Origin of the sequence: Planktothrix sp. FACHB-1365 (assembly GCF_014697575.1) — a bacterium.
In the GTDB taxonomy this organism is placed as follows: Bacteria; Cyanobacteriota; Cyanobacteriia; order Cyanobacteriales; family Microcoleaceae; genus Planktothrix.
In genome coordinates this window covers 1-24,623 of sequence record NZ_JACJSC010000001.1, presented here as the reverse complement: position 1 = coordinate 24,623, position 24,623 = coordinate 1, and the positions used below count along the sequence as shown (strand labels likewise).

Annotated in this window: 23 protein-coding genes and 2 pseudogenes; 13 read left to right on the top strand and 12 right to left on the bottom strand. The window is 37.8% G+C overall.

All coding sequences use genetic code 11. The features are described from left to right. Positions 1–489: 489 nt before the first annotated feature. Entirely contained in the window at positions 490–621 is a 132-nt protein-coding gene (locus H6G57_RS29335) for a hypothetical protein (RefSeq protein ID WP_255528315.1), read from the bottom strand. Positions 622–695: 74 nt separating this feature from the next. Here H6G57_RS29335 and nuoH point away from each other — a divergent pair, with 74 nt between their 5' ends. From nuoH to H6G57_RS00095, 6 genes are all read left to right on the top strand, one after another. After that, positions 696–1,814 (top strand): NADH-quinone oxidoreductase subunit NuoH, encoded by a 1,119-nt coding sequence (gene nuoH, locus H6G57_RS00120; RefSeq protein WP_190515034.1) that lies wholly within the window; start codon positions 696–698, stop codon positions 1,812–1,814. A 58-nt stretch (positions 1,815–1,872) separates the two neighbouring features. Continuing rightward, positions 1,873–2,466 carry an NAD(P)H-quinone oxidoreductase subunit I gene (gene ndhI / locus H6G57_RS00115; protein ID WP_190516239.1) on the top strand — a complete coding sequence of 198 codons (594 nt, stop codon included), beginning with the start codon at positions 1,873–1,875 and terminating at the stop codon, positions 2,464–2,466. 82 nt (positions 2,467–2,548) lie between these two features. Further along, entirely contained in the window at positions 2,549–3,166 is a 618-nt protein-coding gene (locus H6G57_RS00110; RefSeq protein ID WP_190515032.1) for an NADH-quinone oxidoreductase subunit J, read from the top strand. An 82-nt stretch (positions 3,167–3,248) separates the two neighbouring features. Next, positions 3,249–3,560 carry an NADH-quinone oxidoreductase subunit NuoK gene (gene nuoK, locus H6G57_RS00105; RefSeq protein ID WP_072718238.1) on the top strand — a complete coding sequence of 104 codons (312 nt, stop codon included), beginning with the start codon at positions 3,249–3,251 and terminating at the stop codon, positions 3,558–3,560. A 180-nt stretch (positions 3,561–3,740) separates the two neighbouring features. Further along, positions 3,741–4,871 (top strand): response regulator, encoded by a 1,131-nt coding sequence (locus H6G57_RS00100; protein ID WP_190515030.1) that lies wholly within the window; start codon positions 3,741–3,743, stop codon positions 4,869–4,871. Positions 4,872–4,873: 2 nt separating this feature from the next. Continuing rightward, a complete protein-coding gene (locus H6G57_RS00095) occupies positions 4,874–7,564 on the top strand; it encodes a PAS domain S-box protein (protein WP_242048833.1) in 2,691 nt (896 codons plus the stop codon). Here H6G57_RS00095 and H6G57_RS00090 read toward each other — a convergent pair. From H6G57_RS00090 to H6G57_RS00075, 4 genes are all read right to left on the bottom strand, one after another. Continuing rightward, positions 7,561–9,711, bottom strand: a complete 2,151-nt coding sequence (locus H6G57_RS00090) for a serine/threonine-protein kinase (RefSeq protein WP_242048832.1) — start codon at positions 9,709–9,711, stop codon at positions 7,561–7,563. The genes H6G57_RS00095 and H6G57_RS00090 overlap by 4 nt on opposite strands. Before the next feature lie 167 nt (positions 9,712–9,878). Beyond that, a complete protein-coding gene (locus H6G57_RS00085; protein ID WP_199313895.1) occupies positions 9,879–10,457 on the bottom strand; it encodes a hypothetical protein in 579 nt (192 codons plus the stop codon). 219 nt (positions 10,458–10,676) lie between these two features. Further along, entirely contained in the window at positions 10,677–10,973 is a 297-nt protein-coding gene (locus H6G57_RS00080; RefSeq protein ID WP_072717400.1) for a DUF3593 domain-containing protein, read from the bottom strand. Between the two features lie 43 nt (positions 10,974–11,016). After that, a complete protein-coding gene (locus H6G57_RS00075) occupies positions 11,017–11,322 on the bottom strand; it encodes a DUF2499 domain-containing protein (RefSeq protein WP_072717401.1) in 306 nt (101 codons plus the stop codon). 133 nt (positions 11,323–11,455) lie between these two features. On the opposite strand from H6G57_RS00075, the gene csaB reads away from it, so the two are divergent. Both csaB and trmB read left to right on the top strand, forming a co-directional pair. Beyond that, positions 11,456–12,496, top strand: coding sequence for a polysaccharide pyruvyl transferase CsaB (csaB, locus tag H6G57_RS00070; RefSeq protein WP_190515028.1), 1,041 nt, complete (start codon positions 11,456–11,458; stop codon positions 12,494–12,496). Positions 12,497–12,526: 30 nt separating this feature from the next. Next, entirely contained in the window at positions 12,527–13,168 is a 642-nt protein-coding gene (gene trmB / locus H6G57_RS00065; RefSeq protein WP_190515027.1) for a tRNA (guanosine(46)-N7)-methyltransferase TrmB, read from the top strand. A 114-nt stretch (positions 13,169–13,282) separates the two neighbouring features. Here the strand turns inward: trmB and H6G57_RS00060 are convergent. Next, a pseudogene (locus H6G57_RS00060) lies at positions 13,283–14,266 on the bottom strand (IS630 family transposase). A gap of 210 nt (positions 14,267–14,476) precedes the next feature. On the opposite strand from H6G57_RS00060, the gene H6G57_RS00055 reads away from it, so the two are divergent. Next, a complete protein-coding gene (locus tag H6G57_RS00055; protein ID WP_190515025.1) occupies positions 14,477–15,979 on the top strand; it encodes an AAA family ATPase in 1,503 nt (500 codons plus the stop codon). Then, the gene (locus tag H6G57_RS00050; protein ID WP_190515023.1) at positions 15,972–16,715 is read left to right on the top strand and encodes a hypothetical protein; all 744 of its coding nucleotides are present in this window, start codon (positions 15,972–15,974) and stop codon (positions 16,713–16,715) included. Before H6G57_RS00055 ends, H6G57_RS00050 begins: the two co-directional genes overlap by 8 nt. Before the next feature lie 254 nt (positions 16,716–16,969). Here the strand turns inward: H6G57_RS00050 and H6G57_RS00045 are convergent, their stop codons facing one another. Both H6G57_RS00045 and murG read right to left on the bottom strand, forming a co-directional pair. Beyond that, a complete protein-coding gene (locus tag H6G57_RS00045) occupies positions 16,970–17,626 on the bottom strand; it encodes a pentapeptide repeat-containing protein (protein ID WP_190515022.1) in 657 nt (218 codons plus the stop codon). A gap of 150 nt (positions 17,627–17,776) precedes the next feature. After that, on the bottom strand, positions 17,777–18,841 hold the full coding sequence (gene murG, locus H6G57_RS00040; protein ID WP_190515020.1) for an undecaprenyldiphospho-muramoylpentapeptide beta-N-acetylglucosaminyltransferase: 1,065 nt from the start codon (positions 18,839–18,841) through the stop codon (positions 17,777–17,779). 153 nt (positions 18,842–18,994) lie between these two features. Here murG and H6G57_RS00035 point away from each other — a divergent pair, with 153 nt between their 5' ends. Both H6G57_RS00035 and H6G57_RS00030 read left to right on the top strand, forming a co-directional pair. Continuing rightward, on the top strand, positions 18,995–19,837 hold the full coding sequence (locus H6G57_RS00035; protein ID WP_242048831.1) for a nuclear transport factor 2 family protein: 843 nt from the start codon (positions 18,995–18,997) through the stop codon (positions 19,835–19,837). Between the two features lie 120 nt (positions 19,838–19,957). After that, positions 19,958–20,935, top strand: a complete 978-nt coding sequence (locus H6G57_RS00030) for an ABC transporter ATP-binding protein (protein ID WP_190515019.1) — start codon at positions 19,958–19,960, stop codon at positions 20,933–20,935. A gap of 19 nt (positions 20,936–20,954) precedes the next feature. Here the strand turns inward: H6G57_RS00030 and H6G57_RS00025 are convergent, their stop codons facing one another. From H6G57_RS00025 to H6G57_RS00015, 3 genes are all read right to left on the bottom strand, one after another. Next, a complete protein-coding gene (locus tag H6G57_RS00025) occupies positions 20,955–21,461 on the bottom strand; it encodes a DUF4112 domain-containing protein (protein ID WP_190515017.1) in 507 nt (168 codons plus the stop codon). 306 nt (positions 21,462–21,767) lie between these two features. Further along, on the bottom strand, positions 21,768–22,655 hold the full coding sequence (locus H6G57_RS00020; protein WP_190515015.1) for an MBL fold metallo-hydrolase: 888 nt from the start codon (positions 22,653–22,655) through the stop codon (positions 21,768–21,770). A 63-nt stretch (positions 22,656–22,718) separates the two neighbouring features. After that, positions 22,719–22,940, bottom strand: coding sequence for a hypothetical protein (locus H6G57_RS00015; protein WP_190515014.1), 222 nt, complete (start codon positions 22,938–22,940; stop codon positions 22,719–22,721). A 402-nt stretch (positions 22,941–23,342) separates the two neighbouring features. Between H6G57_RS00015 and rpaB the strand changes: the two genes are divergently transcribed. Beyond that, a complete protein-coding gene (gene rpaB, locus H6G57_RS00010; protein WP_190516229.1) occupies positions 23,343–24,104 on the top strand; it encodes a response regulator transcription factor RpaB in 762 nt (253 codons plus the stop codon). A gap of 220 nt (positions 24,105–24,324) precedes the next feature. Here the strand turns inward: rpaB and H6G57_RS00005 are convergent. Then, positions 24,325–24,623, bottom strand: a pseudogene (locus tag H6G57_RS00005) (transposase); the annotation flags it as partial.

Below are 24,623 nucleotides of genomic sequence, written 5' to 3'. Positions count from 1 at the left end.
GCCTAGGGCCAGTCTCGCCTCAACCCAGAGCGGTTTAAAGTCACTGAACTTTGTCTCTAACTGTTGCGATCGCAACAAAATTTAGGGAATTCAAAGTTAAAACTTCATCTCAGCTAGGGGATCAGCAAAGTCTTCAAAACAGGACGGACAATCTCCTATTTTTACTGAATGGAATTTTGCCGTTTTTAAATTAATCAAGCATCCATTGTTGCGTATCACAGATTCCGTCAACAACCCACCACTGACTTGAGTACAAGTACAGTGGGGGCTTGAAATACAGCCCTAGTTGACCCGCCTAAGTCTTAACTGACTCCGTTATTTAGGTCACGACACCGGAGAATGCGTAGCTAGTTTTCCGCTCTGTCGCTGAGTATTAAACAGCCATTTGGGAGGCAGTGTACTCAGCCGAAAAAGCCTTGATAACATTGGCAAAGCTAACATTACCCTAGAAATAGGAGGGGGAGAAATCCCCAAACCCAATTAAACGCCCTACCGAGGCGGGTCTAACCAGAACAATATCGGTAGCCTCAATCCTGTAATCTCAGCAGGTATGCCGGGGAGTTTCGCCACTTCTGAGGCACAACGGTTTCCTCCAAACTCCAAGAATTCGCTATGTTGCATAGACCCCGCCCTCCCTTTCCTCTCACCGCCAAGCTGAGTATAGCTATGGCGGGAGTCTCCAGGGAGGAAGAAAGATGAACCCAGGAATTGACTTACAAGAAAGTTTTGTAGAAGCCCTAACAGGTCTGGGCTTACCGTCAGAGATTGCTAAATTGTTTTGGCTTCCTCTGCCCATGGGACTAATGCTTGTAGCTGCAACCGTTGGCGTTTTAGGAACGGTCTGGTTAGAACGGAAAATTTCTGCCGCAGCCCAACAACGCATTGGCCCGGAATATATCGGCCCGATGGGAACCTTAGCCCCTTTAGCAGATGGCTTGAAATTGCTGTTTAAAGAAGATACGGTTCCGACAAATTCTGACCCTTGGTTATTTACCTTGGGGCCGATTATTGTAGCAATTCCCGTGTTTTTGTCCTATTTAATTGTCCCTTTTGGACAAAACATGGTGATCACGGATTTAGGAACTGCAATTTTTCTCTGGATTGCTCTTTCGAGTATTCAACCCATTGGGTTGTTAATGTCGGGTTATGCCTCCAATAATAAATACTCTTTATTAGGAGGGTTACGAGCCGCAGCCCAATCCATTAGCTATGAAATTCCTCTGGCTTTAGCGGTTCTGGCTGTGGTGATGATGTCCAATAGTATGAGTACCTTGGATATTGTTAATCAACAGTCGGGCTATGGAATTTTAGGTTGGAATATTTGGCGTCAACCCGTTGGATTCTTGATCTTCTGGATTGCAGCTTTAGCGGAATGTGAACGTTTACCTTTCGATTTACCTGAAGCTGAAGAAGAACTGGTGGCGGGTTACCAGACTGAATATTCAGGGATGAAATTTGCTCTGTATTATTTAGCCTCCTACATCAATTTGGTACTCTCATCCCTGATGGTGGCGGTTTTATACCTGGGGGGTTGGGATTTTCCGATTCCTGTCGATTGGGTGGCTCATACGTTAGGGTTAAGTGAAACCACACCTTGGTTACAAGTGATTTTGGCGATGCTGGGCATCACCATGACGGTTTTAAAAGCTTATCTTTTGGTCTTTACGGCAATTTTACTGCGCTGGACAGTGCCTCGCGTTCGCATTGACCAACTGTTAAATCTGGGCTGGAAATTCTTATTACCGGTTGGTTTAGTCAATTTGCTGTTAACCGCAGCCCTGAAATTGGCGTTCCCCGTTGCTTTTGGTGGATAAAGCCATTGATCCATAAACCACGATTACTTGCCTTCATCTGTTCGAGGGAGACATCATGCTGAAGTTTCTTAACCAAGTCACTGAGTACGCCAAAGAAACCTTTCAAGCTGCCAAATATATTGGTCAGGGGCTTTCTGTTACATTTGATCATATGCGTCGTCGTCCGATTACGGTTCAGTACCCCTACGAAAAGTTAATTCCTTCTGAACGGTTTCGGGGACGGATTCATTTTGAATTTGACAAATGTATTGCTTGCGAAGTTTGTGTTCGGGTCTGTCCGATCAATTTGCCTGTGGTGGATTGGAGCTATAACAAGGAAAGCAAGAAAAAACAGCTTAAACACTACAGTATTGATTTTGGGGTCTGTATTTTCTGTGGAAATTGTGTGGAATACTGTCCCACAAACTGCCTCTCCATGACGGAGGAGTATGAATTAGCAGCCTATGACCGTCATGAGTTGAACTATGATAACGTGGCTCTCGGACGTCTACCCTATAAGGTCACTAATGATCCTATGGTCACGCCGTTACGCGAATTTGCTTATTTACCGGCTGGGGAATTTGAGTCCCATGATCTGCCGGAAACGGCTCGTCGTGCTGGCTTGCGTCCAGAGTCCATTATTGAACAAATGGAAAAAAAGAATGACGGTTAAGGGTTGACCGTTGACGGGAAACCGTTGACGGTTAATTGCTGCTGAATTGCTCTAAATACTTTAATTAAGGGATGATGAAATTGTGAATCTAGCAGAAGGGGTTCAATTTGTTGCATTTGGCTTATTATCCGTGATGATCATTGGAACAGCTTTAGGTGTGGTACTGCTGACCAATATCGTCTATTCTGCGTTTTTATTGGGTGGTGTATTTATTAGCATTGCCGGGTTATATCTTCTCCTGAATGCTGATTTTGTCGCCGCTGCACAAGTTCTAATTTATGTCGGTTCGGTGAATGTTCTCATCCTATTTGGGATTATGTTAGTCAACAAGAGGGAAACTTTCAAAGAACTTCCTCTAAGTTGGCTTCGTAAAGGCTCAACAGCCGTTGTTTGTGTGGGATTATTTGCCCTGTTAGGCACAATGGTCTTGTCTACGTCTTGGTCAATTACCCCAGTGGTTGCACCCGTTGAAAGTTCAATTGCTTTAATTGGACAACACTTTTTTACCGATTTCCTATTACCCTTTGAATTAGCTTCGGTGTTTCTGTTAATGGCAATGGTCGGAGCAATTATTCTCGCTCGTCGAGATTATATTCCTGATGTTTCATCTACCCAGAAAACTGAGACTCCGGTTTTAACTTTACAAGAACGTCCTCGTGAGTTTGTATCGATAGGAAGCGATCGCCCTCAAGATCATTAGGGATTTCAAGGGTAAAAAGAGGGAAAGGGACTGCTATTTTTAATCTGTTCAATTCAAGTCAATTGGAGAAAATCGTAATCTTATGCAATTACAACTGGAGTATTTTTTGTTATTAGCGGCGGCTTTATTTTGCATTGGAATTTATGGATTAATTACCAGCCGAAATGCCGTGCGCGTGTTAATGTCCATTGAAATATTATTAAATGCAGTCAACTTGAATTTAATGGCATTTTCTAACTTTTTAGATTCTGCTAATATTAAAGGTCAAGTTTTTACTGTATTTGTAATTACGGTAGCTGCGGCTGAAGCTGCCGTCGGTTTAGCAATTGTTCTCACCATTTATCGTAACCGAGACACGGTTGATATGGAAGAATTTAATTTGTTAAAATGGTAACTTCAGTTATCAAGTATCCGCATTATCAGTTATCAGTATTTCTTTACTCTTTTTACCCCGACTTTGAAACAGCCATCGGGGACGGGGGGATGGGGGGAATGGGGGGAGGCTTATGCCTTAACGCCCCTGTTCCTCCTAAAATGGTAAATTGTCAGGGCAGAGATTAATCGTAGAAATGGTATGTCAGATCATCAAGGTGATATTTTAATTGTTGATGATACGCCTGATAACTTGAGGTTATTGTCAAAAACATTAGGTGAACAGGGCTATGAAGTTCAATGTGCTATTAATGGAAAGTTAGCATTAATGGCAGTGAAGCATGAGCCACCCGATTTAATTTTATTAGATATTAAAATGCCCGAAATGGATGGGTATGAAGTTTGTCAGAAGTTAAAAAGTCAGGAAGGGACGGCTGGGATTCCGGTGATTTTTTTAAGTGCTTTAGACGATGTTTTTGATAAGGTTAAAGCTTTTAATGTTGGGGGTGTTGATTATATTACAAAACCCTTTCAGGTTGAAGAAGTTTTTGCCCGAGTTGAAAATCAATTAACGATTCGTCGTTTACAAAAGCAATTACAAGATAAAAATTTAAAATTAGAACAATTAAATCAAGAATTACAGCGTTCTAACCGGGAATTAGAAGAATTTGCCTATGTTGTTTCTCACGATTTACAACAACCTCTACAAACAATAACTGGGTTTGCAGAACTGTTATTAGCGTTAAAATCTGAAATTAATTTAGAACAAGAAGCGGATGAGTATGTTGCCCCGATTTTAGATGAGGGGATTAGAATGCAAGAACTGATCAAGGATTTGCTAGAATATAGTCGAGTCGGAACGAAAAAACGGGACTTTAAAGCTATTGATTGTCAGGATATTTTAAGGCAATCTTTAGCTCATCTGCATAGTGCGATTGAGGATAGTCGTGCTATTATTACTTCTGAGACGCTACCTATGGTAATAGCTGATCGGATTCAACTCGGCCAATTATTTCAAAATTTAATTGGCAATGGGATTAAATATCAACGCCCTAATGTTCAGCCTAAAATTGTAATTTCAGTGGAAGAAAAGCCCGAAGAATGGCTCTTTAAGGTTGAAGATAATGGCATCGGGATTAAACCTGAAAATTTTGATCGTGTTTTTCAAGTCTTTCAGCGTCTTCATACGAATCAAGAATATCCGGGGACTGGGGTAGGGTTAGCAATTTGTAAAAAAATTATTGACCGCCATCGGGGAAAAATTTGGATAGAATCACACTGGGGAATTGGCACTACATTTTATTTTACCATACCAAAAGTAGATCAGGGGTAATTATGAAAAATCTGTACAGACGCGCCATGGCACGTCTCTATTCAGAAAAACAAAAAATTCAACCTCGTCAGCCTCTTGAAATCGCACTTCAAGAAAGTCAATCTCATTGGAAAGATTTATTCCATTTATCTCCAATTGGAATGGTAGAAATTTCCTTAGAGGGGCGTTTTTTGGAGGTTAATGCTTCCTTCTGTAAGTTTGTGGGTTATTCTCAAGCGGAGTTAATGACATTTCAATTAAATGAAATTACTCACCCCGATGATCAACAGATGAGTTGGCAATCGTTTCGTCAATTAATTAATCAAGAAATTCCTCAATTTCAATTAGAAAAACGCTATCTTCATCAAGATGGAAATTGGGTTTATGCTATTGTTAATGGTTATTTACGCTTAGATGCTCAGGGAAAACCTCGGTCTGTGATGGGGCAAATTCAGGATATTACGGAACGAAAACTAGCTGAAGAAGATATTAAACAACGGGAAGAATATTTACGGTTAATTTTAAATAATATTCCCCAGCAGGTATTTTGGAAAGATACAAATTTAGTTTTTAGAGGCTGTAATAAAAATTGGGCGGAAGCAGCGCAGTTAGAAAGTCAAGAATATGTGATCGGAAAAACGGATTATGATTTATTTCCTGACCCCAAGATTGGGGAGTTTTTTCGCGCACAAGATCGGCGAGTGATGGCATCTAAACAAGCGGAAATGCACTTAATTGCACCGAAACAAAAACCAGCTGCTGATGGTCGCACGTTATGGTTAGATATTAGTCGGATTCCGATGCAGGATTCTCAGGGAAATGTAATCGGAATTTTAGGCGTGATTGAGGATATTACGGAACGAAAAGAAATTGATGAAAAGCTAAGATTAACGCAGTTTTCCATTGAGAAATCTAGGGATTATTTCTTATTTACCGATTGTAAGGCTCAATTTTTTGATGTGAATGAAGCGGCTTGTAACACCTTGGGATATTCCAGGGAAGAATTACTGCAAATGAAGGTTAAAGATATTGATGCTCAAGCACCGGATAACGCATGGCCGATTCCTTGGGAGGATTTAAAACAGCAAGGTTCTTTTACCTTTGAATCTGTACATCGAACCCAGTCGGGTCAGGATATTAGTGTAGAAATTACTTTGAGTTATTTAGAATATAATAAAAAAGAATATGGTTGTGCAATTGTTCGGGATATTTGCGATCGCAAACAAGCAGAAATTGCCTTACAACAAGCTAAAGAAGCCGCAGAAACAGCGAATCATGCTAAGAGTGAATTTTTAGCCCGGATGAGTCATGAATTACGAACTCCAATGAATGCAATTCTGGGATTTACACAACTTATAGAACGAGATTTAGAGCGCAATCCTAAAGTTTTGTTGGCGAATCATAAAGAGCATTTAGACATTATTAGTCGCAGTGGTGAACATCTTTTAAATTTAATTAATGATGTTTTAGAAATGTCTAAAATTGAAGCGGGACGCATTGTATTAAATCCAGCCAAGTTTGATTTAACTTGCCTTTTGGATTCTATTAATGATATGTTAGCCTTTAAAGCTGAATCGAAAGGCTTAGATTTTAATGTGATTGCCAATCCGAGTCTTCCCCAATATATTGAAACGGATGAAAGTAAACTTAGACAGGTCTTAATTAATCTGTTAGGAAATTCGATAAAATTTACGGAAAAAGGATCGATTACTTTAAGGGTAAACCCTCTAAACAGTCAATCATCTTCCAACCAAGTTTTAATCAGTTTTGAAGTTGAAGATACTGGCCCAGGAATTTCAACAGAAGAGTTAGCTTTATTATTTCAACCCTTTGTACAAACCGAAACAGGTCGAAAATCTCAACAGGGAACTGGACTGGGTTTACCGATTAGCAAACAGTTTGTGCAGTTAATGGGAGGAGATATAACTGTTACCAGTGAAGTCGGAAAAGGGACAATATTTCAATTTTATATTCAAGCAAATTTAGCCAATTTTTCGGAAATTCGCTGTCAAGAATTAACCCAGCAAGTGATAGGGTTAGCACCCAATCAACCCAATTATCGGATTTTAGTGGTTGATGATAATTGGACAAATCGACAGTTAGTGATTAAGGTTTTAAACCCTTTAGGATTTCAATTAAAAGAAGCCGAAAATGGTCAAGAAGCGATTACCCTTTGGGAAAGTTGGCAACCTCATTTAATTTTTATGGATATGCGAATGCCTGTGATGAATGGGTATGAAGCAACGCAATGGATTAAACAGCGTTTACAGGGTCAAGCAACGGTAATTATTGCGTTAACAGCAAGTGCGTTACAACAAGATCAATTAGTGGTTTTATCAGCAGGATGTGATGATTTTATTCGCAAACCTTTTCGCGTTGAAGTCTTGTTTGAAAAAATTGCTCAACATTTAGGGGTAAATTTTATTTATGAACAGGATGAAATAGATTTAGAACCCTTAGCAATGTCGGCTTCTCCCGTAGAATTAAACCATATTGCAGAATTAACAGCAGAAGTGTTAGCGTTGTTACCCAAACCCCTTGTTCAAGAGTTATATCAAGGTTCCCTGAAACTTAATTCTAAGTTAGTGACTGAAGCGATTCAAAAAATCCCCGTTTCTCAGCAATCGATTGGTCAATTATTAACACAGTTAGTCAATGATTTTCGATATGATGTTATTATCGATTTAACAGAAGCGATCGCTGAAAAAAATTAAGGTTCAATTTGAAATTTCCAAACCAAAATTTGATTCTCATCCCCACAACAAATAAATTGTTGATTATCAGGACTAAAAATAATCGGGGGATATCCTGCGAAACAATGAGATAAGATTCCTAGCTGGTGTGGTTGACTCATATCCCACAAATAAATTCTGCCATCGTCGCTGCTACTGGCTAACCATTTGCCATCAGGACTCATCGCCAAGGATGAAACAATGTTTGAATGTTCAGTTAAGGTTTTAATTAATTCTCCGGTGTTTAAATCCCATAATTTGATGGTATGGTCAGCACTTCCACTGACTAATACAGGTTGAGTTGGACTTAAGAAAAGACTGGAAACTTGATCTAAATGTCCGGTTAAGGTTTTTAAGCTTTTTAATTGGTAAACTTGCCAAATTTTAATGGTTCCATCAACACTAGAACTGGCAAATAAATAATTTCTTAATGAGTGCTGATTGACATTTGATGAAGATTGATTTATAATAGAAACATTAATAAATTGAACCGCTAAAACTGCTTCTAAATGTTCACAATAACGATAGAGTAATTCCCCGTTTCTTTGATTCCAAAGTTTAATACTATGGTCTTCACTACCACTGGCAATAATAGAACCATCAGGACTATAAGCAACGGTATAAACCGCACCGCAACGATGGCTATAGGGGGAACCGGAATGGCTAAAAAATCGGTCGGCGATCGCTCTTTTATCTAAATTCCAAGAAATCAAGGTTCGATCTAAACTTCCACTCACTAATTTACGGCCATTGGGACTAATAGCTAGGGAAGAAATAGCGGCTTCATGACCCATTAATCGATGTAAGAATTGCCCTGTTTTTAAATTCCAAATCCTTAAAGTTTTATCCTGACTTCCACTAATTAATAGATATCCATTGGGGCCAATCGCTAAGGCTTGAACAGGAGCTTGATGACCCGATAAAATATGAGTACATTCTAGGTTAAGGCGAGAGGAAATGGATATAAAAGGAAATTCAATTTGAGGTTTTGGAAGGGATTGTGCTGGGGATAAGGGAGGGTTTAATGTTGCAATTAAGCTAGACTTGACAGGAGAATAAAAAGCCGAATTGTATTCTTTTAATAAACAATGAGTTGTGGGAAATGGCAGTGAATCCGGCTTAAAAAAGAGTTGATTTTCAAAAAAAGAATGAGAAGAAATAGCTTGTAATTCAGTCGCTACGATAATATTTAAAGAGGAGGGAGGTGGAATTGTTGTGATTGGTTTTAGGGTATTCGGTTCTAAATCCTGTAATACTTCTTCAACGGTTTGATAACGGTCTTTAACTAAATCTTTGAGTAATTTATCTAAAATTTGATTGAGTTTAGGGTTTAAGGTTTGATTAATATTTGCTAAATGCGATCGCCAAATTAATTCTCCACTGAAGGGATCAAATAATTGATTAGGCGGAATTTGGGTGAGTAAATGAATACAAGTCATTCCCAAACTATATAAATCACTAGCTGGATAAGCCTTTCCACCGCGCATTTGTTCCAAGGGTGCGTAACCCACAGTTCCCGTCAAAGTTCCGGTGTGGGGTTGTAATAAATTCAGGCTATATTTAGCAATTCCAAAGTCTACTAAGACTAATTTCTGATCACTTTGACGACGAATAATATTATCGGGTTTAATATCTCGATGAATAATATGGTGTTGATGAATAAATTTTAAAATTGGTAAAATATCTTGTAAAAGTTGAATAATTTTATCTTCACTAAAAAAACCGTTTTCGTTTAATTCGTGCAATAAATTTTTGCCTTCAATCCATTCTTCAATTAAATAGAGGTGATCTTCTTGTTCAAAATAAGCATATAAGCTGGGAATTTGAGGATGAATCCCTAATTCTTGCAGGCGTAATGCTTCTTGATTAAATAGTTCAATAGCTTTTTGAACCCAGGAAATTTTATGAGATTGAGGCGAAAATTGTTTAATAATGCAGGGGGTATTAAACCGATCTAAATCAACGGCTAAAAATGTACGACTCATCCCTCCTTCCCCTAGTTCCTGTACAGCACAATAACGTTCTTTTAAGAGTAACGTCGTCCCACAGGTTTGACAGAGGTTAATTCCTGATGGATTTTGGGGTTTTCGACAATAGGGATTTAGACAATAACTCATCGGATTTGGCATACCAGAATATTAGGTTTAGGATTTGGGGTTGATGCCTCAAGTTCCGAAAGCCGATCGTTTGAACTCATTATATTAGAGTAGTCGATGAATGAAAAATTTAGCTTAATCTTAAGGATGATTTAGCTTTTTAAGCTTGAGTTTAAGCGGTTGTAATCCTGGAAAGCAAACTAATGTAAATCCGATTCCCAAATTCCAATATAAATTCGATCAAGTTGATCTCGTTCAATAATCCCTTCGAGGGAATCAATCACAAATAAATAAGACTGCCTTTGGCGATTATGAACACTTTTTAATCCGGCTTCTAGGGAAGGATTTAAGCGACAACCCGACATACTATTGAGGGTAATTAAAATGGTTTGTAAATCAACTTGTTGAGAAAAAGCAGCTTCCGTTTGTCGTAATTTTCCCGATTGTTGATCAAATAAAAAACCCACACTAACTCGGTTAGGAATTAAATGATAAAAAATAGCTTGGGTATTAGGCCAATAGCCAATTTCTGTTCCAGTGGGAGTTCCAAACATTTGAAACACTTGACTTTTATCAACACCGGGTCGAAACCCCGGAATTCCATCACCTGTGGGAACTTGATTGCATTGGTCAAGATCGATTTTAGAATCGTGGGGAGAGGTGATTTTTGGAACAACAGGAATGGAAAAATCAGGAATAATAGTAGCTGCAATCAGTTGACTTTCTTCCGCAGGAAAACAAAGGATAGGAGGAGCATAATTTTCAGAATAGAGAAGCATAGGTAATAAACCTGTTAAAAACAATTTTAAAATAATAGTTAGCCTCCTTTAGCTTGGTTTTAGAACTATTAAATAAACTTCTTAAAAATTGAGATTAAGGTTGTACTCAACCTGCCCACCCAACTGTTTTTTAATCCCCAATTAAAGATAAACTTCAGATGGCACTGAGGATTAAAATAACGGTTGGGTGAGTTTTATTTTGGTGAAAACCCATATTGGTTATTGTTGGGAGGATTGTTTTTCAATCACCGCTTGACGGAATCCCAAAACCACTAAAATATTAGCCAAGGTTAAAAAAACTTCCGCACCGCCATGTAACCAATCAATATTAGCTAAGGCTTCCCCATAAACCACCTTGGCATAAATTCCCGCCGGAATTGTAACCGCAACAAACACTAAGGTTCCATAAAATCCAATTAATGCTAAACGAGGCATTTGACCCGAACGAGTTAAAAACCACAAAAACCCTAGATAGGGAAATAAAGAAACAGCAAATAAGGTGTCTTTTGATAACATCATTAATCCCAGGTTAGAACAATGTGAATAGAGGTGATCCGTTTTAATTTTTAACAGAATTGGCATCGCGCCAAATCCACCACGCCGCCGCACAGAGGGTGGTATTTCCCACAACAGTCATGGTCGCTTGTAAGGTCACTAACCATTCTAAAGAAGCGGGATTATCAAAATAATGCCAGGTACAGGCACACATGGCACTGACTAAAGACGGTAACATGGCGAAGGAAAGAACCCACCAAGCTCGATTTTGAGTGATTTCTCCATAAATCCAGATAAACCAAATCGCGGCGATCCATTCAATTACACTCGAAATATGAATGATCCAAGTTGGAATCGATAAAGCGTGCATAATTTCACAAGAGATAACAGAAAAGTTCAGTCAGATTTTATTCCGATATTTATGTTAATTTAATTGGCGTGCAATCTGATATAAAGTTAGATGTCGGGTTAGAGTCGGGAATCGGCCAGCGAAAGGGGAAACCATGCAACGGGTGATTTGTTGTGGATATTATGGAAAAGGCAATGGCGGGGATGAAGCCTTGTTAGCGTCGTTGTTACAAATGTTACCGCCTACGGTTGAACCCATTGTCCTGTCAGGAAATCCCACCCAAACCCAAGCTTATTATCAGGTGGAAGTCTGCGATCGCATGAATGCCTTTCAAGTCCTGAAGGCTCTACGTCGTGCCGATGGGTTAATTTGGGGCGGAGGCAGCCTCATGCAAGATGTCACCAGTGCCATCAGTCCTTTTTATTATGGGGGATTGATGGGATTGGCGCAACAGATGGGACTCAAAACGATGGCTTGGGCGCAGGGTATTGGCCCCTTGAACCGTTCTGTTTCCCAGTGGTTGGCAAAAAAAACCTTTTCCGGCTGTAATGTCGTTAGCGTGCGGGATACGGGTTCTGCAAGGTTATTGTCTAACTGGAATATTCCCTTTACCCTCGCCCCTGACCCCGTTTGGGCTTTGGATGCTCAACCTGTAGCCCGGTTGTGGGATTTACCCGCCCCTAGAGTGGCGTTGACGTTGCGACCTGATCCCCAATTGACACCGGAACGGTTATCATTAATAATTCGGGCGTTAGTCTCGTTTCAAAAAGCAACTCAAACGTTTATTTTATTAATTCCATTTCAACCGATTCAAGATTTAGTGATCGCCCAACTTCTACATCAAGCCCTTCCCGAAAATAGTCAGGTTTTAATCTTAGAAGATCCGCGACAATTAAAAGGAGTTTTTCGAGGGGTTGAGTTTTTGATTGGGATGCGATTTCATAGTTTAATTATGGCAGCAACCCAAGAATGTAAATGTTTTGCGCTGAGTTATGATCCCAAAGTAAGCCGATTAATGGAAGAATTAGAATTACCCGGATGGGAAATTGATCAACTTCCCGATGATCCGAATCTCATCAGTAAAACCTGGATTGATTGTTATGCCAATGATGAACCTTTATCGAAGGGAAAAATTGAATTTTTTGTAGATCGGGCAACCGTCCATCAAGAATTATTGTACTCTCAGTTCAATTAAATTATAGTGTTTATTTTTTGTGATTAATTTATGGTTCGCGTCCGAGTTCGTCAGCACGTTAATCCTCTCAGTCAAAAATATCAAGCTCCTGTTATTGTTCCTGACTGGTCTAAGATTTATAAGAATTTGCATCAACCACTTCATTTAGATATTGGTTGCGGGAGAGGTCTATTTTTATGGGAATTAGCTCAATTAGAATCGAATTGGAATTTTTTAGGATTAGAAATTCGAGAACCCTTAGTTAATGAAGCAAATACTTGGCGAGATCAACAAGAATTAACGAATTTACATTATTTATTTTGCAATGCTAATACTTCAATTCAACCGATTTTAGAATCCTTACCCCCCGGACTTTTAAAACGGGTGAGTATTCAATTTCCTGATCCTTGGTTTAAAAAACGGCATCAAAAACGACGAGTGGTTCAACCGCAATTAGTAGAAAATTTAGCTCGTTATTTAGGAGAAGGAGGAGAAGTTTTTGTACAGTCGGATGTTAAGGAAGTGGCGATAGAAATGTGCGATCGCTTTTCAGAAAATGGGGCGTTTCATCGTACCCAAAATGATTGGTTAGCAGAAAATCCGCTTCCAGTTCCCACAGAACGAGAACAGTCTACTTTAGAAAAAGGTGAACCTGTTTATCGAGCATTATTTTTGACATCCGCCGCTGGCTAAGGTCAGGTAGTCGCCTACCTGCCTCGCCTACAAAACCGGACGTGAGAGTTTCCCCTCATCCGGCTCCTCAGTGACTTGGGTAGCTGTCAATACTAAGCTGCTACGCAGCTTGATTTAATAAACGGCATTGCCCTTATTTTTAATTTTACGTGGGACATATAATGATTAGCTCTCCTTCATTTAATAATTTATGTAACAACTCTTCTAACTGCTTAACTGATTCAAATAGTCGATGAGCTATATATTCTTTGGCTGAATGCCAAACCCGTTCAATTAAATTAAAATCAGGGCTGTAAGGCGGTAAAAACTCTAACCTAATATTGGGCATTTCTGTTTCTATTTTTTCTAAAATTTCTTTCTTTTTATGAAAACTGGCATTGTCTAAAATTATTACTAATTTAGACCCAGATTCTAAAAAGTCTTCGGCTGATTTCCCTGACTCTACCCATTCTTTAATAATGCAATTATGGAAAGCCTTGATTTGTTGATAAAAGGTTTCTGATTCTCCTTTATTAATCACGAAATTTATTCTTTTTTTATCTGTATATCTTAACCCTCCCATTAGATTTACTCTTCCTTTTCTTCTTTCTCCTGTTACTTTTTTCCGGCTTCCCTTTTTTCCCCAGGTTTTTCTCCTTATTACTCTTAAACTAAATCCAACTTCATCCCAAAACCATACCTGCAACCGTTCTGGTGATTCTTCTGCTATCTTTAAATACTCTAACATTTTCTCTTTAAATGCTTTCCTCTGCACCGGATTTTATTTGGACTCTAAGCTGTACTTTGCCCAGAGGTAAACGTACTTTTTTCTTTGTAATATTCTCCTGACTTGAGAGCCACTCAACTTAATTCCTGTTGCTTGCTCTAAATATGGCTTCTTCCATCTATAAAACTCTCCATTTTATCTGGATCACCATGAACGGCCCAGTACGCTACTGTCGGATAGGAAATTTCTAAAAATTTCGCTATCTCTTGATACGTTTTTCCCTCATTCATTAATAATAAAATTAATATTCTTTCTCTAATTTGAGCATTTTCATTCATTTCTTTAAGTAATTTTCTTTTTTGCTCTTTAGACAGATGATTTTTGGCGGGCATTGGGGGTTATATTCCTAAAAATACTTAATCTTTTATTATACAATCAAGCTGCTACGCAGCTTAATCATTTTCCTACTGCCTACTATACTTTAGCTATTGATCTTGCGACAATGGACAATGAAGTAGTATAATTATTGGGGTGGGTCGCCATAACTCATCCCCTTCAGTTACTCTATATCTAAGGCAAAGCTAATTTAAAGGTTAATTGATATGAAGTTAATTATTAAAAATTTAGGGGCAATAAAAAATAATACTCAAGAGATTGATTTAGCAAAAGATTTCTTTGTTTTTGTTGGACGTAACAACAGTGGAAAAAGTTATGTCGCTCAATTATTATGGACAATTTTTAATCAGGATGTAATTGAAAAATTTGCTGAAGATAATTTAGATCTTATTCAAGATAATGTTATTGAAAATGCTAATGAAGTTGAAGTCCATCCTAAATTAATTTGTAAAATCATTAAAAGTTATAGTTCTTTTATAGAACAACATCTCAAAACACATACATATACTTTCAATATTGGAAAAGAGTCAAGACGTTTAAGGATAATTATTGAGTTTATTTATGAAATATCCGAGGTAAAAAAAACAAGATTACAAGCAGTTGATAATATTCCAACAAGTGGAAGTGACATTATTAATTACTTGACAATTAATAAACAAGAAGAATCTTTATTATTTCAAATTGTGGATAACCAGCAAGAGTTATCTGAAGACTTTTTGGATTCTGTATCGAGAAATATTTCTCCTGAAAATTTAATTCAACGAAAGAAAAGGTTTTTAATTATCAGTATAATTAGAATGTTACTAAGACATCATCATAAAACTTTCTTCTTACCTGCTAGTCGTAGCTTTTTCCCTATATTTTATAGTTATATTTATAAAATTGAAAGAGAAGAATATGAAAAACTTGTTAAGAAGTTACAGACTTTAAGGGAAATGATGACAAACAATGAAGGAAGAATTGAATTATCAGAACTTCAAGAATTGAATATTGGGAAAAGACCTTATACAGAACCAATGAATCAGATTATTAAAAGCCTATATTCTTTCAATGATCATCAAGAAATAAGAAATCAAGAGTTTTATCTAAACATTGTTCAAAAACTACAAGAAATTATGGGTGGTGAAATAACACCTCTGAGTCAAGAAGGAATTGCACCTATAGAATTTTATTTTAAATTAGATGTTAATGGTAATAGTTTACCGATGTATTTAGCTTCTTCTTCTGTTAACCAATTAACCCCTTTATATTTATATCTTAAATATTGGGTAGCGGAACATAATAATTTTTTGATAATGGATGAACCAGAAGAAAATTTACATCCTGAAAATCAAATTAATTTATTAAACATATTGTTACAATTTGTTAGTGCAAAAAATAATAAAGTCTTAATAACGACTCACAGTCCCATTTTAGCTAATGCGATTAATAATTATATTTATTTAGATGTTTTAAAAAATGAATATCAAATTAATGTAGAAAATATTATTGAGGAACATCAATTAAAATATGTTGATCCTGATGTTTCAATCGCTAAAGAGAATGTAGGAGTTTACTTTTTTACTGGTGATAAAATTATTGATTATGAAAGTGGTGATTATAGCATTTATTTTAGAAATTTTAGAGAAGTTGAAAATAATTTAGATAAATCTCTGCGTATTCTGACTGATTATATTTACCGTCAGGAGGATGAGTCTGAAGATGAGTAAGAGTAACAAACCGAAAAATAGGAAAAAATATTCTTTAAATAATCCTGATAATCAAGATTATCTTTCTCTTAGGGATGAATTACATAAAGCTTTAAAGCAGGAAGAATTTATAGTTGAAATTCCTGTTACTGATGATGAACATATTGAAATCAAGGAAAATAATGATAATTCAAAATTGAAAAAAGTATTTATTAATGAACTTCATGATCATGATGATAAGGAATCAAAAGTTACAAGAATTTGGAAAATTGATTTAGAAAAAGATTTCACTGGTATTTCTACTAGCAGTAAAACTCCTGAATGTGCTATTTTAGTTTTACAAAAGTATGAAAGTAGTTATAAATTAAATATTTTGTTGATTGAGTTAAAATCTTTTGTAGATAAGAACAAATCAGAGGAAATTGAAGAAAAATTTTGTTGTGCTATGACTAGATTATATATGTTACTTGTTCTCAATAATCACTTAAATCCTATTCAAAATTATAATAAAGCAACAATATACATAGATTTTCAGGGAATTTTATTTTATAAAGATAAAGATAATAAATTTAATAGTAGTGCTGATAATAATAAGGATAAAAAGACGTTATATTCTATTTTACAAAATTCTGATAAATCAGAAATATTAACTTATAAAACAATTTTAAGAAAGGAAGATAAAATTAAAGTTAAATGTTTTAAAGCCTCAGATAAGGAGGTATTTAATATCAGTTTACAAACTTTATTGTCTAAATAAACAACTTAATTATTTGAGATATTGAGGAATTGAAAACAAAATTAAGTGCGATCGATCGCTCTTAATAACTCCTATAGCGGTTATTATCGTGGTGAGGTGTACAACAGGCAAGATGCCTGTTCCACATTGTGCTTAATAACAACTAAAGAAATAATGATACAAGAATTGCAACTTAAGTATCCTAGAGCTATCCCGAAACAAAAACACCATCCCCAACTCAAGTTAAGGACGGTGAAAAAAAATTGATGTTATGATTACCGACGAATATTCATGAGATTTGCATTAATCATGGTGGTATTTTCTAAGGTAGCTCCGGCTAAATCTGAAGCAGTTAAATTAGCACCTGTGAGATTAGCCCCTGTTAAATTAGCATCGCGTAAATTCACACCACTGATATCAAATCCATATAAACTGCCTTCTTGTAACTTCACTTCACCTAAAGTTGCAACGGATTGTTGAGCATTTCTTAGGTTAGCACCTGTTAAATCTGCACTCTCTAAATTTGCCCCAATTAAATTAGCATGACTTAAATTAGCATTATTTAAACTGGCAATCACTAAACCAGCTAAACTCAAATTAGAATGGCTCAAATTAGCACGTTCTAAATTAGCGCCATGTAATTTAGCAGCAATTAGACTAGCACTTTCTAAATTCGCTTCGGTTAATCCTGCTCGATTAAAATTAACTTCGTTGAGATTAGCACCTTGTAAGTTAGCACCATTTAAGTTGGCATCTCGGAGGTTAGCACCCTGAAGATTCACACCAACTAATTGAGCCCCACTGAGATCACATCCAGGGCAGTTTTTCGTTTCCAATAGCTGCTTGAGATGGGCGGGGTTCTCAGCTTGAGCGGGAACAGTTAAACCCAAAATCATCATCACTACTGTGGTGGTTACTGCTGCGAATTTCATACCCACACCCTCAGAAAACTCTATGTTCTGTACTATCTCTTATTATCGGGCATAACGGTATGAGTAGAATCCCGGTTGGATGTGATATTGCAGTGATCCCCGTGTGACGGAAATCACTGAGAAAAACGGTATGTGTTGATACAGACCCACTTAAATTATTAAATTTCGGATTAAATTCCCTAACTGTTGGGCGCTGTTGGTAACGGCGACGGCTGCTGTGGCTTTCGCCATTTGTTTTAACTGTTGGGGTGATTGTAGCAGATACAAAACTTTACTTGCCAGCAAGTCCGCGGTTAAATCCTTTTGTTGAAAGACGAAGGACGCACCCGCTTCAGCAAAAACATTGGCGTTATAGGTTTGATGATCTTCAGCCGCAAAGGGATAGGGAATTAAAATCGAAGGAGTGTGGGTAATGGCTAATTCGGTTAAGGTTCCTGAACCTGCCCGACTCACGGCTAAATTTGCCCGTTTTAAGAGGGCTGCCATATTATCGTAGAAAGGCCTTTTAATATACTGAGGATGGTTTAACGCTTCAACATCCGGGTCATTGTCTCCGGTTAAATGTACCACCCAAGCCCCGGCTTCGAACCAACTAGGAGCCGCCTGTCGCACCAAGTTATTCACACTCACCGCACCTTGACTTCCTCCCACCACCACAATAACGGGAACGTCATCGGGGAGGAAAAAAGACAAGGGTTCAGACGCTTGCATAAAAGCCGAACGCACGGGAGTTCCGACCACAACGGTCTTAGCATTAGTCAGGTAAGGAACAGCCGCCGCAAACCCCAAAGCGACGGTATTACACCAAGGGCCAAAATTCCGAGTCACCTTACCCGGTAAGGCGTTAGACTCATGTAAAATCACAGGTAGGCCCAGGAAACGAGCCGCGATAATAGCCGGTGCCGCAATATACCCGCCCGTGGTAAATACTCCTCGGAAATTCCCTGTTTTGAGGAGAGAGGTGACTTGCACGAGGGAAAGGGCGAATTTTGCTAAAATTTTTAGGGTTCCGAAACCGAAGCGTTGTTGGAAACCTTCAACGGAAATCGTATGCAGGGGATATTCGGGGGGAACTAATTCCCGTTCTAAGCGATCAGGTACACCCAACCATTCTATCTCAAAATCTGACAGGTTTTCGGCAGTGGCGATCGCCGGAAATAAATGTCCCCCTGTACCACTAGCAGCAATCAGTAAGCGAATGGGTGTTTGACTCAAGTTTTCTCCCCTACTAGGCGTTCAATTTAGTGTTATGAATTTTTAAGTTACCATAAAATTTGTACAAAATCGTATTTACGTTCAGGTCTGTTGGCGTAGCCTGCCGTAAAGCATAGACACCCTTGTTTCCCATCTCCCCTCTTTAATATTCTTATGACACTTTTCGCAATCGTTCAACGGCAATTTTTTCAGAATGGGTCTTGTGTACAGACGCGCCCTATATTGCCAACACCGTTATTTTCTGTGCTTCTAGGATTGGTAATTTGGGGAACGGGTACAGCAATTTCTCAGCCCGTTAATGCCGAAACCCCAGAAACAGCACCCGCTAACGTGACCAATCTTTTAACTCAAATTGATGATGCGGCTAATCGTCAGGATGTAGAAGCTGTGATGGGTTTTTATAGTTCTAATTTTACCAATTCCGATGGCTTAAATCATCAAACGCTCAAACAAGTTCTCAAAGATTTTTGGAATAAATATTCTCGTTTGAATTATCGCACCCAATTGCAATCTTGGCAACAAAATGGGGGAGTTTTAACCACGACAACGGTAACAGAAATTACGGGAACTAAAACGATTAATAATCGAGAATTTACCTTAACTTCAACCCTGACCTCTCAACAACAGATTGAAGACGGAAAAATTGTACAACAGGAAATTCTAGCGGAAAAAAATAAATTAACACTCGGAAACCAACCCCCAACGGTAGTTTTTAATGTACCGCAGGAAGTCAAAATCGGTCAGGAATATGCGGTGGATGCCATTGTTCAAGAACCTTTAAATGAAGAAATTCTGATTGGAACTGCTATCACAGAACCCGTAACGGCAAAAGCTTATACTCAAGAGGGACTTTTACAGCTAGAATTTTTGCCTTCTGGAGGGATTTTCAAAGTCGGTCAAGCCCCGAATACATCAGGAGATAATTGGGTTTCTGCCATTTTGATGCGTCAAGGAGGAGTCACATTAGTAACACAACGGTTACGAGTCGTTAAATAAATTTTCCTGTGTAAAATTTGCTCTAAAAAACGCCTAAATTGAAGTTATTTTTAGAAAGTGAGTAGAGATATTGTTAATTCTGTCTCTACTCTTCGGCAATTCTGATTTAATGTTAACATTATGATGCCCTTATTAGAGGTTAAAAATTTAGCCATTCAGTTTGTTACCCTGGATGGCATTGTTCAGGCGGTCAAAGGAATTTCCTATCAAGTTTATCCCGGTGAAACCCTGGGAATTGTTGGGGAGTCGGGGTCAGGGAAAAGTATGAGTGTGTTATCAATTTTAAGGTTAATTCCATCACCCCCTGGAAAAATTACCGAGGGTGAAATCTGCTTTCAAGGGAAAAATTTACTCCAACTAAATGCTCAACAGTTACAAAAAATCCGGGGTCGTGATATTGCCATGATTTTTCAAGACCCAATGACTTCCCTTAACCCGGTTTTAACCATTGGAAAACAACTGACAGAAGCGCTACAACTTCATCTCAAATTCACTTCAGAACAAGCTCAAAATCGCGCCATTCAACTGTTGCAGCAAGTCGGAATTCCCAGTCCAGAACGACGGTTAAAAAACTATCCCCATGAATTTTCTGGGGGAATGCGTCAACGGGTTATGATTGCCATGGCATTAGGGTGTCAACCGCAATTATTAATTGCAGATGAACCGACAACGGCATTAGATGTAACGGTGCAAGCGCAGGTTGTAGAATTAGTTAAACAACTGCGAAATCAACAGGGAATGTCTGTGATTTGGATTACCCATGATTTAGCTTTATTAGCGGGATTAGCTGATCGAATTTTAGTCATGTATGCAGGGCAAATTGTTGAACAAGCAACGGTGCATCAACTTTATAAAACCCCACGTCATCCTTATACGATTGGGTTATTAAAAAGTTTACCACGACTGGATCAAATTCGTCAAGAATCATTATCAACCATTGAAGGAACTCCCCCCAATTTAATTGATTATCCCCCAGGATGTCCTTTTGCGCCTCGATGTCAATTTGCCATTGAACATTGTTTTCAAGAAAATCCCCCCTTAGAACAGATTGAACCTCATCATCAAGTCGCTTGTTGGGTACTTCCTAGCGAAACTTAAACCACCATTTTAAAATTATTCAGGAATTAAAATAGGGTATTAATGCCTGCCAAATTAAGGTTAAAACAAAAATACCTAGGGCAGATATTAATATAATTAATAATAATAATCCGCCTAATAGTAAAATAATAAACCACTGATCTGCTTTTTTTCCTTCTACTGGAGAATTAAGATGAGCTTCTAATATTTCCACATTTTTAACATTAGATTTCCAAGCTACATCAAATATATCTCCAAATACGGGAACAGTCCCCGTAATGGTTTCTAAAGCAATATTAGACACCATTCGGGTTAAGGTTTCACGGGGTACACCTAATTTAAAAGCTTGAAATACAATATAAATCGAAAGAATTCCTCCTAATATATCCCCTCCTCCTGGAATTAACCCTAAAATTGGATCAATTCCAATTCCAATGGATGTACCTGGAACCCGAATTGCATTATCTAAAATATTACTTAATTGTCGCATTTTTCGGACAACTGCTATTTTTTCAAGATGAGAATTTTTTGGTTTTGTTGATGTCATAGGTTTAGAATTTAAGCATCAAGTAATAATCAAATAATATGAAATCCCATGATGAACGCTACAGATGATCCCCCCCAACCCCCCTTAAAAAGGGGGGAGATGTGTAGCAAACATTTAAAGATTTCATATAACTTTCAGGATCAGCACTACCGAGAATCTCCCCTAACCTTTGTAAAAAAAGAGGAGAGATTAAAGAACAACCTTAACTTAAAGGTTCATCAAGATACTGCAAAATATTTCGCTTTAACATCAACTCATTGATTATCTTTGCGAGTTCTAAATGTTACCTTGGAAACTTGTTGACCTTCACGATTTTCTAGCATTTTGTGTCTCCATCCAGCTTATACAAATTTGGAGTTGTTGCTGCATCGTAACTGCATCCGTATGATAGCGCCGTCCATGACCCGGAAGCACCCACTCAAAGGAATAATTTAGTAATTTTTGCATCGAATTGATTAAGCTTGTCCAGGAATACCAACAATAGTCTGGAAAGGCGTATAACTGTTGCAGAGGGTTTGACCAAGCTAAATGATCTCCAGTAAATAAAAATTTATTTTGATATAGTAAAACGGTGTGTCCTTTGGTATGACCTGGAACAGGAATGATCAGCAAATCATCGCTTAATTGAATGTTATCTGTTCCAATTAATTTAACTTCTACATCTTTTGTTCCTTCCTGAATTTCATCTTGATGTAAAATGCGATCGCATCCAAAATGATCATGAAATTTCTGATGATCAGCTACATCATCTTGATGGGTTAAATACATCCAACGTACTCCCCCTAATGCTTCTAATCGTTTAACTAAAGCCGGTGTAAATCGAGGAGAATCCACTAAAATATTGCCTTGGGGATATTGAATAAAATAACTGGTTGCTGCAAAAGACGCTTGAGAATGATATCCACAATGATAAACATTGTCTTCTATTAGAAGCGGAAACATTTGTTGAATCTTGACAATTTCTGAAGGCTTTTCAACACTGCCAATAGAAGCGGTCGGACAAGATAATAATGCTTGTAAAGCGTGTTCTTGTTCTATTTGAGTGGTTGGTTGATGATAAACGGCTGATTGTTCATTTTCACGGTTAAACACTTCGGGAGCCATCCAGCGACAAGTATCACAATCAATACAAGTCTCATCAACGTAAAAATTCCCCGAAACATTTTGAGATCGGCGTAACTTAAATTTAGCCATAAATTGTTAGCTTTAAACGTGTTATTTAAAATTTAATTCCCGTTTCCCGTATTCCCTGAATTCCTAGTTCTCAATTCGATGAGTCAGTTGTTCTAACTTCAGTTCTAATGTAGACAGTCGTGTCTCCATATTTTCAAGCTTTTGGTGCTGCGTGGCTATTCCCAGGTAAGCACTTAAAGCCTGAATCACAATATCCGACTTAGATTGTCCGGTTGTTTCTACTCTTGCCATAAGTGCTTCATTCAGTTCAGGAGGAATCCTGACTCCTAGAAATGGATTCGGCATTGTTTTTACTAAACTACCTTTGGACAATCAATTTTATTAACGAATTTGATTTTATAAGCCTCTTGTTAAAGCTTATCATTTCCCCTATATTAATTGTTAAAGTATCCGTTAACACCGTTTTTTGTTTAAAAAATATTAAGTTGTGTAACTGAATGTGACCTTCATCCCGGAAATTGTTAAGTTTGATAACAAATTGAAAACGTATGTTATCATAATAGACAGCAATCTTAAGCATTAGACTGAATCACCCACCCCAAAAGCGAGTGAGTTTCTGTCCCATCATATCGCTGTGTCAGTTATCGGGATTTGTGGGGAGAAGCAGTCCTGAGAACTTGCGACATGGATATGATTTGCTTTGGTATTGCTAAATCGATAGCCGATCCATCCATCATAAAAGCAGATATGAGTGTACAACCCCAACTTGATGAAAAACGCAACGGTGAAAAAATCCTGGTTGCTGATGATGAATCCGCGATTCGGCGCATCTTAAAAACTCGTCTTTCGATGGTTGGCTACAATGTGGTAGTCGCAGGCGATGGTTTAGAAGCGCTGGAAATGTTTGAACGAGAAAGTCCTGACCTGTTAGTTTTGGATGTAATGATGCCTAAACTCAATGGTTATGGGGTGTGTCAAGAACTTCGCACTAAATCTGATGTTCCGATTATTATGTTAACCGCTTTAGGGGACGTTGCAGATCGGATTACAGGTTTAGAATTAGGGGCTGATGATTATTTAACAAAACCCTTTTCTCCTAAAGAATTAGAAGCTCGAATTCATGCCATTTTACGACGCTTTAAAGATACCCATTTATCCCATAGCCTAAGCCCGGAAGTCATTCAAATTGAAGCGGTGCGAATTGATACGGTCAAACGGCGAGTGTATAAAGGCGAGAAAGTGGTTCCGTTAACCTATATTGAATTCAATTTGTTGGAGTTGTTAGTTAAGCGATCTGGACAAGCTGTTTCTCGCTCTGAAATTCTCAAAGAATTATGGGGATATACCCCTCGACGAATTGCGGATATGCGGGTTGTAGATGTTCATGTTGCTCGTTTACGGGCAAAAATTGAAGAAGATCAACGCAATCCTGAATATATTTTAACCGTGCGTGGTGTAGGTTATTCCGCCCAACGTTTACCCGGTGTTGAAGAAGCAATTGGTGCTTAATTTTTTTCAAATAAAAACTTTTTAAAATTTAAAAACAACTTCTGTTTCTTTTGTAAATTTTAAATTTTGGCCTATCCCTAAAGGGTAAGAATCCTCACTTTTATAGAATTTTAGGGTTACGGTCAAAGATTAGAGGAGAAGCGTTCAGGCTAAAAGCAAATTGTCTGAATGTTTCTCCTCTCAGTTTTGGCTCTCCTATACTTATGGTTATAAGTAAGGCTTATATAAAAAGACAAGCTAGTAGCTTTTGGCGCATCATCTCAAAATTTTTGAAGCCATAGCTTTGACGAAGAATTAATTTGATCCGGTTGTTTAATCCCTCCATAACTCCACTGGTTGTTCGATTAATAAAATAATGGCAAATATCGGGAAGATGGTGTTTAAGAGTTTGGGTTGATTCAGAGAACTGTTGACTAACTTCATCACATGAAATCGGTCAATGACAATTAAAGCATTAGGAAAAACTTCCCGAATCACTTTTTTAAATCCTCCCCACATATCCACAGAAACCTCTTTAAC